The 13007-nt window shown below is 73.6% G+C and carries 8 protein-coding genes and 1 pseudogene; all 9 read left to right on the forward strand.

From position 1 onward, the window contains the following. The first annotated feature begins 37 nt into the window (after positions 1 to 37). Positions 38 to 826 carry an MBL fold metallo-hydrolase gene (locus ACZ6S5_RS07055; RefSeq protein WP_465998574.1) on the forward strand — a complete coding sequence of 263 codons (789 nt, stop codon included), beginning with the start codon at positions 38 to 40 and terminating at the stop codon, positions 824 to 826. Between the two features lie 35 nt (positions 827 to 861). Beyond that, a complete protein-coding gene (locus tag ACZ6S5_RS07060; protein ID WP_465998576.1) occupies positions 862 to 1776 on the forward strand; it encodes a UbiA family prenyltransferase in 915 nt (304 codons plus the stop codon). Between the two features lie 344 nt (positions 1777 to 2120). Then, a pseudogene (locus tag ACZ6S5_RS07065) lies at positions 2121 to 3686 on the forward strand (amino acid permease). 69 nt (positions 3687 to 3755) lie between these two features. Next, entirely contained in the window at positions 3756 to 4568 is an 813-nt protein-coding gene (locus ACZ6S5_RS07070) for a FadR/GntR family transcriptional regulator (protein ID WP_465998578.1), read from the forward strand. A 63-nt stretch (positions 4569 to 4631) separates the two neighbouring features. Beyond that, on the forward strand, positions 4632 to 5996 hold the full coding sequence (locus ACZ6S5_RS07075; protein WP_465998580.1) for a glutamine synthetase family protein: 1365 nt from the start codon (positions 4632 to 4634) through the stop codon (positions 5994 to 5996). Positions 5997 to 6104: 108 nt separating this feature from the next. Further along, positions 6105 to 7460, forward strand: a complete 1356-nt coding sequence (locus tag ACZ6S5_RS07080; RefSeq protein ID WP_465998582.1) for an aldehyde dehydrogenase family protein — start codon at positions 6105 to 6107, stop codon at positions 7458 to 7460. Positions 7461 to 7465: 5 nt separating this feature from the next. After that, positions 7466 to 8233, forward strand: coding sequence for a 3-oxoacyl-ACP reductase (locus ACZ6S5_RS07085; RefSeq protein WP_465998584.1), 768 nt, complete (start codon positions 7466 to 7468; stop codon positions 8231 to 8233). 130 nt (positions 8234 to 8363) lie between these two features. Continuing rightward, complete coding sequence (locus tag ACZ6S5_RS07090) at positions 8364 to 9068, forward strand: gamma-glutamyl-gamma-aminobutyrate hydrolase family protein (protein WP_465998586.1); 705 nt, start codon at positions 8364 to 8366, stop codon at positions 9066 to 9068. A 267-nt stretch (positions 9069 to 9335) separates the two neighbouring features. Further along, on the forward strand, positions 9336 to 12992 hold the full coding sequence (locus ACZ6S5_RS07095) for a SpoIIE family protein phosphatase (protein WP_465998588.1): 3657 nt from the start codon (positions 9336 to 9338) through the stop codon (positions 12990 to 12992). The last annotated feature ends 15 nt before the right edge of the window (positions 12993 to 13007 follow it).

Here is a 13007-nt window from a genome sequence, read left to right on the forward strand (position 1 = left end):
ACGACGGGGCAACGTCGGCGGCGGTTAGGGTCGGCCCATGCGGATCACCGTCCTCGGCGGCCTCGGCGCCTGGCCCACCGCCGAGCAGGCGTGCTCCGGCTTCCTCGTCGAACACGACGGCTTCCGGCTGCTGATCGACCCCGGTTACGCGACCCTGCAACCGCTGCTGGCACGCGTCCCGGCGGCCCAGGTCGACGCCGTCTACGTCAGTCACGGCCACCCGGACCACTGCGCCGACCTGCAACCGCTGCTGCGGGCCCGGGTGCTCGCCGACCGGTCCGGCCCGCCGCTGCCCGTCCACGCGCCCGCCGGCAGCCTGGACCGGCTGCTCGCCCTGGACGAGCCGGGCCTGGTCGACCCGGCGTACGTCTGGCACGCCTTCGCGCCGGGCGACCGGTTCGACCTCGGACCGTTCGCGGTGCGGACCTGGGCGTTGCCGCACTGGGTGCCCAATGCCGGTGCCCGGTTCGCCGTCGGGGACCTGGCGCTCGCCTACACCGGCGACACCGGCCCCAGCCCGGACCTCGTCGAGCTGGCCCGGGACGCCGACGTGCTGATCGCCGACGCGACGTACCCCGAGGAGATCCCGGACCGGCACGCCGGCAACCTGTCCAGCGCCGCCGAGGTCGGCCGGTACGCGGCCGCCGCCGGGGCGCGGCGGGTGCTGCTCACCCACCTCTGGCCGGGCACCCCGCCGGACCAGGCGGTCGCGGCGGCCGGCCGGTCGTACCCGGGCCCGGTCCAGGTCGCCGCGCCGGGTCTGGTCCTGCGCGTCGCGGAGCCGGAACTCCCTCCGGCGGGGGAGGCGACCGACCCCACGGTGTGAGGCCGGCCGTCCGGCCGGTTCCTAGCGTCGGGTACATGGTCCTCCTGCGCCCCGCCGCCCGTCGGCGAGCGGACCGGGTCTGGGCGGTGCTCCGCCTGACCCGCCCGTGGTTCTGGCCGCTCGGCTGGGCGGCCGCGTACGCCGGTTCCGTGCTCGCCACCCGCGGCTGGCTGCCACCCGGCGCGGCGATCCCGCGGTCGCTGGCCGCGCTGGTCGTGCTCGGGCCGCTGGTCTGGGGCGCCGTCCTCGCGGTCAACGATCTGCACGACCTGCCCAGCGACCGACGGAACCCGCGCAAGGCGACCGCGCCGCTGGTCACCGGTCTGCTCACCGAGGCCGACCTGGTCCGCTGGCACACCGGCGCCTGCGTCGCGGCGCTCGGCGTGGCGGCCGCGGTCGGGCCGGGCTTCGCTCTGGGCACGGCCGCCGTGCTGCTGCTCGGCTGGCTCTACAGCGCCCCACCGGTCCGCCTCAAGGCCCGGCCCGGCCTCGACGTCGCCGTGAACGCGCTCACCGTCGGCGTGCTCGCGCCGATGGCCGGCTGGTCGCTGCACCGGCCCGTCACCGACTACCCGGTGCTGGTGGCGCTGCTGGGCCTGCTCCTGGTGGCCGCGCTCTACCTGCCGACGACGGTGCTGGACGTCGACGCCGACAGGGCGGCCGGTGACACGACCGCGGCGGTCCGCTGGACGCCTCGGGTGTGCCGGCGGGCCGGCCTCGTCCTCTGGACGGCGGCGACGGCGCTGTGGCTGGTCAGTTGCCACCTGGACCTGCTGGTCCGGCGGGACTCCTGGGTCCTGCAGACGGTCTGGGCGCCGGTGCTGGTCGCCGGGTACGCCGTCGCCGTCCGGCAGCCGTCCATCCCGCGGCTGGCCGCGGTCTGTCTGCTCTTCGCCGTGCCGGCCGCGGACTTCCTGCTGGCCTGGGTCGCGGGCGGCGGGCCGTCCTGAGGGCCGGTGGAGGGCGGCGGCGCGGGGCGTCCGGAGGGTACGGCGAATCGCCGTACGTCAGTGAGAGAGAGGTGGACGCCCCGCGCCGTCGCGGACCGGGCGTTGCCGAGCGCCCGGTGTCGGCCCGTCGCGATCGGGCCTGGTCACGGGCTCAAGGATCCCGCCGGACGGGCCGGTGGGGCAAGGCATTTAGGACGGCGGCGGGACGCCGGCATCGGTTAATGGTCTGATCCGGGCAACATTTTCGGTCGATCTCCATTGACCTCGCTGACCGTGGGGGCGATTATCCCGTCAGGCAGTGATCCAGGTCACAGCCCCTACCCCTGCGGTCCAAGGGAGACACGATGAGCTCATCGATCCAGGACGGCGTACCCCCGGCTTCCCCCGTCAGCGACGAGGAACGGCTCGCGCAGCTGGGATACCAGCAGGAGCTCCGCCGAAAGCTGTCCGGCTTCTCCAACTTCGCCGTCTCGTTCTCCATCATCTCCATCCTGGCCGGCGCGATCACGTCGTACGGCATCGCCATGACGGCGGGCGGCCCGCTGGCCATCACCCTGGGCTGGCTCTTCGTCGGCGTCATGGTCATCTTCGTCGCGCTGGCGATGGCCGAGATCTGCTCGGTCTATCCCACCGCCGGCGCCCTCTACTGGTGGGCCGCCGCGCTGGCCAAGCGGAACAAGGCCGCCTGGGCCTGGTTCGTCGGTTGGTTCAACTTCCTGGGCGAGGTGGCGGTGACCGCCGCGATCGACTTCGGGGCCGCGATCACCACGGCGGCCTTCCTGGGTCTCGCCTTCGACATGGAGGTGACCGCCGGCCGCACCTTCCTGATCTTCCTGCTGATCATCGTCGCCCACGGCCTGCTCAACACCTTCGGGGTCAACCTCGTGCGGGTCCTGTCGGACGTCAGCGCCTGGTGGCACCTCGCCGGCGTGGCGATCATCGTGGTCGTCCTCGCGGTCGTGCCGGACCAGCACAAGCCGGTCTCCGAGGTGTTCTTCGAGGTACGCAACGAGACCGGCTTCACCTTCGCCGGCGCCGCCGGGTACGCGGTCCTCATCGGACTGCTGATGGCGCAGTACACCTAAACCGGCTACGACGCGAGCGCGCACGTGGCGGAGGAGACGCACGACGCGACCCGCTCTGCGCCGCGTGGCATCGTCATGTCGGTGGTGGTCTCGGTCCTCGCCGGCTTCGTGCTCCTGTTCGCCATCACCTGGTCCATCCAGGACTACCAGGCGGAGCGGACGACCGAGCTGGGGCTGCCCCCGGCGCAGATCTTCATCGACGCCGCGGGCCGCGACCTCGGCACGTTCCTGCTCTTCATCTGCGTGGTCGCCCAGTTCTTCTGCGGCATGGCGTCGGTGACCGCGAACTCCCGGATGGCGTACGCGTTCAGCCGGGACGGCGCCCTGCCCGGCTCCGCGATCTGGAAGCGGGTCAACCCGCGCACGGGTACGCCCACCAACTCCATCTGGCTCTGCGTGGCGTGCTCAACGCTGCTGGTCCTGCCGTCCCTGTGGAACACCACCGCCTACCTGGCGGCCACCTCCATCGCGGTGATCGGCCTCTACATCGCGTACGTGGCGCCGGTCCTCCTGCGCCGGCGCACGCCGGACTTCGTGGTCGGCCCGTGGAACCTGGGTCGGTGGAGCGCGCCGGTCGGGTGGACGGCGATCGTCTGGGTCGCGATCATCTGCGTCCTGTTCGTGCTGCCCACCAGCAGCCCCGTCACCGCCGGCACCTTCAACTACACGATCGTCGCGGTCGGCGTGGTGCTCGGCGGCGCCTGGCTCTGGTGGGCGCTCAGTGCCCGGCACTGGTTCACCGGCCCCCGGCACAACGTGCCGGACCCGGTGATCCCCCGGCCGGCGACGGGTGCCGAGCCCGTCACCGAGCCCACCGTCGAGTAGGTTGCCGGGCATGGCGGGCGCGCTCCGGCGCGCCCGCCCGCGGACCGGACCCTGGGGAGAGGACGGCCGATGCGGACCGACGCCGGGACTGCCGAGCCGACCGCCACCGCCGCGCGCGCGGCGACCGGTGACGCGACGCCGGCGGGGGGTGACGGCGGCGTGCCCGCCCTGCCGGTGTGGCGTCCGGTGCGCGGCGGCAACGCCTTCGAGATCACCGTCGCGCGGCTCGTCCAGGCCATCAAGCTCGGCATGGTCCGGGTCGGCGAACGGCTGCCGGCCGAGCGCGACCTGGCCGAACGGCTCCAGGTCAGCCGGGTGACGCTGCGGGAGGCGATCGCGGCCCTGCGGGACGCCGGCTACCTGGAGTCCCGCCGCGGGCGGACCGGTGGCACCTTCGTCGTGTCGGCGCTGCCCGCACCCGGTGCCGGCGCCGGCCGCCCGGACGCGGGCGAGCTGGCCCGGGAGATGGGCGACCGCCTGCACGACGCGCTGGACTTCCGGCGCGTACTGGAGTCGGGCGCGGCGGCCCTGGCCGCCAACCGCAGCCTGTCGGCCCCGCAGCGGCAGCACCTGGTCGCCGCGCTGGCCGCCTCCCGGGACCGGGACCCGCTCACCCGGCGCGTCGCGGACTCCCGCCTGCACCTGGCGATCGCCGCGGCCGGCGGCTCACCGTCGCTGGCCGCGGCCGTCGCCGACGTGCAGTTGACCCTCGACCGGCTGCTCGCCGCGATCCCGGTGATCGATCGCAACCTCGACCACTCCGACGCCCAGCACATCCGCGTCGTCGATGCGATCCTGGGAGGCGACCCGGAGGGTGCGCGTTCGACCATGGAGGAGCACTGCGACGGCACGGCGGAGTTGCTGCGCGGGCTGCTCGTGTGAGCCGGACCGACCATTGACGGATGCAAAGGTCCAGTAGTAGACCTTTCCTATGGAGGCTCGCCGATGAGGAAAGCTCCGCTCACGCTCGAACAGCTCCGGGTCGCGGTCGCCGAGGGCGAGATCGACACCGTGGTGCTGGCGCTGACCGACATGCAGGGCCGTCTGCAGGGCAAGCGGTTCCACGCCCCCTACTTCCTCGACCAGGTGGTCGCGCACGGCAGCGAGGGCTGCAACTACCTGCTCGCGGTCGACGTCGACATGAACACCGTCGACGGGTACGCGATGTCGAGCTGGGAACGCGGTTACGGCGACTTCGCGATGCGGCCCGACCTGGACACCCTGCGCCGGATGCCCTGGCAGCCGGGGAGCGCGCTGCTCCTGGCCGACCTGGAGTGGCTGGACGGCTCCGGGCCGGTGATCGCCTCGCCCCGGCAGATCCTGCGCCGGCAGCTCGACCGGCTGGCCGCCCACGGGTTGACCGCGTACGCCGGCACCGAGCTGGAGTTCGTGCTGTTCCGCGACTCGTACGAGGAGGCGTGGCGGCGCGGCTACCGCGAGCTGACCCCGGCCAACCAGTACAACGTGGACTACTCGCTGCTCGGCACCGCCCGGGTGGAGCCGCTGCTGCGCCGGATCCGCACCGAGATGGCCGGGGCGGGGCTGACCCCGGAGAGCGCCAAGGGCGAGTGCAACCTCGGCCAGCACGAGATCGCCTTCCGCTACGACGCGGCGCTGGCCTGCGCCGACCACCACGTCATCTACAAGAACGGGACGAAGGAGATCGCCGCCCAGGAGGGCATGTCGATCACCTTCATGGCCAAGCCGAACGCCCGCGAGGGCAACTCCTGCCACATCCACTTCTCGCTGCGCGACGCCGACGGCCGCTCGGCGATGCTCGGCGACGGGCCGGCGCACCTGTCGGTGACCGGACGGCGGGTGTTGGCCGGACTGCTCGCCACCATGCGCGAGTTCAGTCTCTTCTTCGCCCCGAACGTCAACTCCTACAAGCGCTACCAGCCGGGCTCGTTCGCCCCGACCGCGCTGCGCTGGGGCACCGACAACCGCACCTGCGCGCTGCGGCTGGTCGGCCACGGCCAGGGGATGCGGGTGGAGAACCGGGTGCCCGGGGCGGATGTCAACCCGTACCTGGCGATCGCCGCGCTGGTGGCGGGCGCGGTGTACGGCATCGAGCGGGAGCTGGAGCTGGACGACGAGTGCAGCGGCAACGCGTACGACGACGCCGACGCCGAGCGCGTCCCCGGCACCCTCCGCGACGCCCTCACCCTCTGGCAGGACTCGACGGTGGCCCGCGACGCCTTCGGCGAGGAGGTCGTCGCCCACTACGCCAACCACGCGAGCGTCGAACTCGCCGCCTTCGACGCCGCCGTCACCGACTGGGAGCTGGTCCGTGGCTTCGAACGCCTCTGACCCCCGTCTCCCGCCGATCTTGCACCTACGGTTGCCGTTCCGGGCGGGTAGGCCGGAATTGTCGGCGCCACAACTGCAAGATCGCCAGGGCGGAGAGGAGTGGGGCGCGTGACCGAGGTGGTGAACCCGGCGAACGGGGAGGTGCTGGGGGAGGTGGCGGCGGCCTCGGTTGCCGAGACCGATGCGGCGATCTCACGGGCTGTCGCCGCGTACGAGACCTGGCGGGAGGTGGCGCCGGGGGAGCGGGGGCGGTTGTTGCGGCGGTTCGCCGCCGTGGTGGACGCGCACCTGGAGGAGTTGGCGCTGCTGGAGGTGCGCAACGCCGGGCACACCATCGGCAACGCCCGCTGGGAGGCGGGAAACGTCCGGGACGTCCTCGACTACTACGCCGGCGCGCCGGAACGGCTGACCGGACGGCAGATCCCGGTGCCCGGCGGGCTCGACGTCACCTTCCACGAGCCGCTCGGCGTGGTCGGGGTGATCGTGCCGTGGAACTTTCCCATGCCCATCGCCGGCTGGGGCTTCGCCCCGGCCCTCGCGGCCGGCAACACCGTGGTGCTGAAGCCGGCCGAACTGACCCCGCTGACCGCGCTGCGCCTGGCCGAGCTGGCCTTGGAGGCGGGGCTGCCGGAGGACGTGTTCACCGTGCTGCCCGGGCAGGGCAGCGTGGTCGGCGAGCGCTTCGTCACCCACCCGGCCGTACGCAAGGTCTGCTTCACCGGCTCCACCGAGGTCGGCACCCGGATCATGGCCGGCTGCGCCGCGCAGGTGAAGCGGGTGACCCTGGAGTTGGGTGGCAAGTCGGCGAACCTGGTCTTCGCCGACGCCGACCTGGCGAAGGCGGCGGCCAGCGCGCCGTACGCGGTCTTCGACAACGCCGGCCAGGACTGCTGCGCCCGCTCCCGGATCCTGGTCCAACGCCCGGTGTACGACCGCTTCCTGGAGCTGCTCGAACCGGCCGTGCGCGCGTTCCGGGTGGAGGACCCGGCCGCCGACAGCTCCGAGATGGGCCCGCTGATCTCGGCCGGCCACCGGGACCGGGTCGCCGGGTACGTCGACGGGGCGAAGGTGGCCTTCACCGGCTCCCGCCCGGACGGCCCCGGCTTCTGGTACGCCCCGACCGTGCTGCTCGCCGAGAGCCCGGCCGACCGGCACTGGCGCGAGGAGGTCTTCGGCCCGGTGGTCTCGGTACTCCCGTTCGACGACGAGGCGGACGCGGTCCGGCTGGCCAACGACACCGAGTACGGGCTCTCCGGCTCGATCTGGACCCGGGACGTCGGCCGGGCGGTCCGGGTGGCCCGGGCGGTCGAGTCGGGCAACCTCAGCGTCAACTCGCACTCCTCGGTGCGGTACTGGACCCCGTTCGGCGGGATGAAGCGCTCCGGCCTCGGCCGCGAACTGGGCCCGGACGCGCTGCATGCCTTCACCGACGTCAAGAACGTGTTCATCAGCACGGAGGAGTGAGCAGAGTGCAGGGTCGACTGACGGACCGGGTGGCCGTGGTGACCGGCGCGGGCAGCGGAATCGGGCTGGCCACGGTCCGGCGCTTCGCCGCCGAGGGGGCGCGGGTGGTCTGCGTGGACATCGACGCCGACGCCGGCAAGCGGGCCGCCGAGGAGGTGGGCGGGGATTTTGTCGCCGCCGACGTGGCCGACGAGGCGGCCGTGCGGGACCTCTTCGACGGGGTGGTCGCCCGGCACGGGCGGGTGGACGTGGCGTTCAACAACGCCGGCATCTCGCCGCCCGACGACGACTCCATCCTGGAGACCGGGCTGGACGCCTGGGAGCGGGTGCTGCGGGTCAACACCACCAGCGTCTACCTCTGCTGCAAGCACGTCATCCCGCACATGCGACGGCAGGGGAAGGGCTCGATCATCAACACCGCCTCGTTCGTCGCGCTGATGGGCGCGGCGACGTCGCAGATCGCGTACACCGCGAGCAAGGGCGGGGTGCTGGCGATGACCCGGGAGCTGGGCGTGCAGTTCGCCCGCGAGGGCATCCGGGTGAACGCGCTCTGCCCCGGCCCGGTCGCCACCCCGCTGCTGCTGGACCTGTTCGCCAAGGACCCGGAGCGGGCCGCCCGCCGCCTCGTCCACGTGCCGATGGGCCGGTTCGGCAACCCGGAGGAGATCGCCGCCGCGGTGGCCTTCCTGGCCAGCGACGACGCCTCGTTCATGACCGCCGCGCAGTTCGTGGTGGACGGCGGGATCACCGGCGCCTACGTCACTCCCCTGTGAGCGCGAGGAGTGAGCCGGGTCTGCGAGCCCCGCAGTCGCGAACGAAGACCGGCCCTGTGAGCGCGAGGAGTGAGCCGGGTCTGCGAGCCCCGCAGTCGCGAACGAAGACCGGCCCTGTGAGCGTCGCCCGGTGACCCGGCCGCTCATCGGGATCAGCGCGTACGTCGAGCCGGCCGGCTGGGCGGTGTGGCGGGACGTCCCGGCGGCGCTGGTGCCGCAGGCGTACGTCCGGGCGGTGACCGCCGCCGGCGGCCGGGCGGTGGTGCTGCCCCCGGACGACCGGGACGCCGACGTGCTGCGGGTGCTCGACGGACTGCTGCTGGCCGGCGGCGCCGACGTCGGCCCGGAGCGGTACGGCCAGCCGCCGGACCCGCGTACCGAGAGCCGGCCGGACCGGGACGCCGGGGAGTTGACGCTGCTGAGCGCCGCGCTCGCCGTCGGCCTGCCGGTGCTCGGCGTGTGCCGGGGGATGCAGCTGCTCGCGGTCGCGTACGGCGGCGCGCTGCACCAGCACCTGCCGGACGTGGTCGGCCACGACGGCCACCGCCCGGCGCCCGGCGTGTACGGGTCGCACCCGGTCACGTTCGCCCCCGGCAGTCGGGCCGGGGCGGTGATGGCCGGGGTGGACCGGGTCAACTCGTACCACCACCAGGGGGTGGCGGACGCGGGCGGCCTGACCGTGACCGGCTGGGCCGACGACGGGGTGGTCGAGGCGGTCGAGGACCCGGCGCGGCGGTTCCTGCTCGGGGTGCAGTGGCATCCGGAGAACGACCCGGACCCCCGCCCGGTGACCGCCCTGGTCCGGGCCGCGGCCGGTGGCCGGGACGAGGTGTAGCAGGGATCACAGAGCGGAGTTTCGGGAAGCGGGGATGCGGATTTCTGCGCCTACGCCACCGTTCCGCGAAGATCGACCCAACGGCGGACCACCCGGCCCGCGCCGCCCGGCTCGCCCTCCGGCGATGGTTACGTCAGGATGAGGCGTAAGTAACCAGCGGCGACCGACGGCGATGCGTTACGTTGCTCCTCCGTCGGGGTAGAAGGCGGGGATGGCCGGCGTGGCTGCGCGCCGGTCGTCGTCGACAAGGCCGGAGCAGGAGGCTGCATGGGCTCGGCCCAGGGGGGCGAGGACGGAGGTCGCGCGTCCTCGGGGACCGGCGAGGCGGAGCTCCCACCGCTGCTGGCCGCCGCGTTCGCCGCCGGCGGCGAGATGGGCGAACGGCTGCGCACCCTCGACTGGTCGGCCACCCCGCTCGGCTCGCCGCACGCCTGGCCGCCCGCGCTCTCCCACGCGATGAGCACGATGCTCTCGTCCCGCGCGCAGATGGTGCTCTTCTGGGGCCGGGATCATCTCGCCTTCTACAACGACGCCTACCGGCCGACCATCGGCGACAAGCACCCGGCCGTGATCGGCCGGTCCGCCCGGACGTACTGGGCGGAGACCTGGGACGTGCTCGGGCCGCTCCTGGACGGGGTCCACCGCACCGGCGTGCCCTACCGGGGCGAGAACCACCCCTTCGTGCTCGACCGACACGGCTTCCTGGAGGACGTCTACTTCGACATCTCGTACGACCCGATCCGCGACGCCGACGGCAGTGTCAACGGGGTCTTCTGCTTCGTCAACGAGACCACCGGGCGGGTGCTCGGTGAACGCCGGCTGCGCACGCTGGCCGAGCTGGGCACCGCGCTCGCCGACGTGCAGAGCACCGTCGAGCTCGGCCGGACCGTCGCCCGGGTGCTCGACGCACACCGGGCCGACGTGCCGTTCAGCGCGATCTGGCTGCAGGACGAGGACGGCGTCCCGGGACTGGCCGGCTGCGCGGGCGTGGCGCCGGGCGCGCTGTCCGGCGCGCCGCCCCAACCGGGCACGGCGGAGAGCGGCGCCCGCTGGGTCTCCGTCGCCGAGCTGCTCGGCGAGGTGCCGCCGGACGCCGCCGACCACGCCCTGGTGCTGCCGCTCACCGCCACCAACGAGCCGGCCGGGGTGCTGCTGCTCGGGGTGTCCCGCCGGTTGCCGTTCGGCGACGACTACCGGGACTTCGTCGACCTGGTCGCCGCGCAGATATCCCGGGCCGTCGGCCAGCAGCGGGCATACGAGCAGGAGCGGGCCCGGGCCGCCGCGCTGGCGGCGCTGGACCGCGCCAAGACCAACTTCTTCGCCAACGTCAGCCACGAGTTCCGTACCCCGCTCACCCTGGTCCTCGGCCCGCTGGAGGACCTGCTCGCCGACCCCGCGCTGCCGGCCCCGTACACCGAGCGGCTGAGCATGATGCACCGCAACGGGCTGCGGCTGCTCAAGCTGGTCAACACCGTGCTGGACTTCTCCCGCCTGGAGTCCGGCCGGCTGGCCGCCCGCTACCAGCCCACCGACCTGGCCGACTACACCGCCCGGCTGGCCAGCACCTTCCGCTCGGCAACCGAGCGGGCGGGGCTGCGCCTGGTGGTCGACTGTCCGCCGCTGCCCGCGCCGGTCTACGTCGACCGCGACATGTGGGAGAAGATCGTCCTCAACCTGGTCTCCAACGCCGTGAAGTTCACCTTCGACGGCGAGATCCGGGTCCGGATCCACCCCGGTGAGGGCGTCGCGGCGCTGGAGGTCGCCGACACCGGCGTCGGCATCGCGCCGGACGAGCTGCCGCACGTCTTCGAACGGTTCCACCGGGTGCCGGGCGCCCGCTCGCGTACCCACGAGGGCACCGGCATCGGGCTCGCCCTGGTCCGCGAGCTGGTCGAGATGCACGGCGGCACGGTCCGGGTGGACAGCGCCGTCGACCGGGGCAGCACGTTCACGGTGATCGTTCCGTTCGGGTACGGTCACCTGCCCGCCGACCGGGTGGCCGCGCTCGCTCCGGTGCCGCTCAGCGAGCCGGAACAGGCGCGGCTCTACGTCGCTGAGACGGCGCTCTGGACCGACGAGGTCGCGCGGCCCGGAGGTCTGCCGGAGCCGACCGCCGGGCCGGCCGGGTCGGGCCGGATCCTGCTCGCCGACGACAACGCCGACCTGCGCGAGCACGTCAGCCGGCTGCTCTCGCCCGCCTACCAGGTGGTCGCCGTGCCGGACGGGGTGGAGGCCCTGCGGCTGGCCGTCGACGCCCCGTTCGACCTGGTGCTGGCCGACGTGATGATGCCCCGGCTGGACGGCTTCGGCCTGGTCACCGCGCTGCGGGCCAACCCGGTCACTCGGCACGTGCCGATCGTGCTGCTCTCCGCCCGGGCCGGTTCGGCCGAGGAGGTCGCCGGGCTCGCCGTCGGCGCCGACGACTACCTGACCAAGCCCTTCTCCAGCCAGGAGCTGATCGCCCGGGTCCGGGCCAACGTCGAGCTGGGGCAGCTGCGCGGGCAGATCATCCGCCGGCTGCGCGCCCTCGCCGACGCAGCCGTCGCGATCAACACCGCCCGGTCCACCGCCGACGTGGTGCAGGTCGCCGCCCGACACGCGCTCAGCCTCGCCGAGGCAGCCCGGGTGGTGGTCACCGCGACCGGCGCCCGGTACGAGGCGGACGGCGGCGGTGACACGCCGCTCGAGCCGTCGGCGGTCCTCCCGCTGACCGGCACCACCGGCGAGCAGCTCGGCGAGCTGCGGGTCTGGCGCCGGGAGGGCGGTGGCACCGAGCAGGCCGCGCTCACCGAGCTGGCCCGGCTGGTCGGCGTACGACTGGAGAACGCCCAGCTCTACGAGGCCGAGCACCGGATCGCCACCACGCTCCAGCACAGCCTGCTGCCGCGGACCCTGCCGCAGCTGCCCGGTGCCGTGGTGGCCAGCCGCTACCTGCCGGGCAGCGCCGACGTCGAGGTCGGCGGCGACTGGTACGACGTGATCCGCACCCCGGACGACGAGCTGGTGCTGGTGATCGGCGACGTGGTGGGCAAGGGGGTCCGGGCGGCCGCCGCCATGGGCCAGCTCCGCAACGCGCTGCGGGCATACGTGCTGGAGGGCTTCGGCCCGGGCGCGGCACTGACCCGGCTCAACCATCTGGTCGGCTCCACCGAGGGCGGCTCCTTCGCCACCGTGGTCTGCCTCTGGTTCACCCCGCGCACCGGCCGGCTCCGATACGCCAGCGCGGGCCATCCCTCACCCCTGCTGATCCGGGGAGACGACGTGACGTTGCTGCACGACCGTGCCCTCGGCCCGCCGATCGGGGCGATCCCGCAGACCGAGTACCGGACCGTCGAGGGCGAGCTCGCCCCCGGCGGCCGGCTGCTGCTCTACACCGACGGCCTGATCGAGGACCGGCGGCTCGGCATCGACGCCGCCCTCGGCCAGCTGCGGCGGGACGCCACCACCCGGGGTGAGCACGTGGCCGACCTGGTCGACGCGGTGGTCGAGCGGGTGGCTGGGCGGGACCGGCACGACGACGTGGCGGTGCTGGCGTTGGAGGCGGCCGAGTTGAACCGCTTCGCGTTGCGGCTGCCGGCCGACCCGACCCGGCTCAGCGTGCTGCGCAAGCGGCTGGAGGACTTCCTCGTCGCCCACCACGTCGGCGAGACCGACCTGTTCGACCTGACGGTTGCGATCTCCGAGGCCGCCGCGAACGCCATCGAGCACCCGGTCGATCCGGCGGAGGCGGTGATCGCCGTCGAGGTGACGATCGAGGACCGGACGGTGACCGCCACGGTCCGGGACACCGGACACTGGCGGGAGTCGAGCGGGTCCAGCTTCCGGGGCCGGGGCCTGGCGCTGATCCAGGCCCTCGGCGATCTCTCGGTGACCCGGACCGCCGCCGGCACCGCGGTGATGCTGCGCCGTCGGCTGGCGGACTGAGGCGCCGCCGGTCGC

The sequence above is a fragment of the Micromonospora sp. NPDC051924 genome, from assembly GCF_055586005.1.

Bases quoted from the DNA above. Each gene is read 5' to 3' on its own strand.
- ACZ6S5_RS07055 (WP_465998574.1), top strand. From the start codon at position 38: ATGCGGATCACCGTCCTCGGCGGCCTCGGCGCCTGGCCCACCGCCGAG.
- ACZ6S5_RS07060 (WP_465998576.1), top strand. From the start codon at position 862: ATGGTCCTCCTGCGCCCCGCCGCCCGTCGGCGAGCGGACCGGGTCTGG.
- ACZ6S5_RS07070 (WP_465998578.1), top strand. From the start codon at position 3,756: ATGCGGACCGACGCCGGGACTGCCGAGCCGACCGCCACCGCCGCGCGC.
- ACZ6S5_RS07075 (WP_465998580.1), top strand. From the start codon at position 4,632: ATGAGGAAAGCTCCGCTCACGCTCGAACAGCTCCGGGTCGCGGTCGCC.
- ACZ6S5_RS07095 (WP_465998588.1), top strand. From the start codon at position 9,336: ATGGGCTCGGCCCAGGGGGGCGAGGACGGAGGTCGCGCGTCCTCGGGG.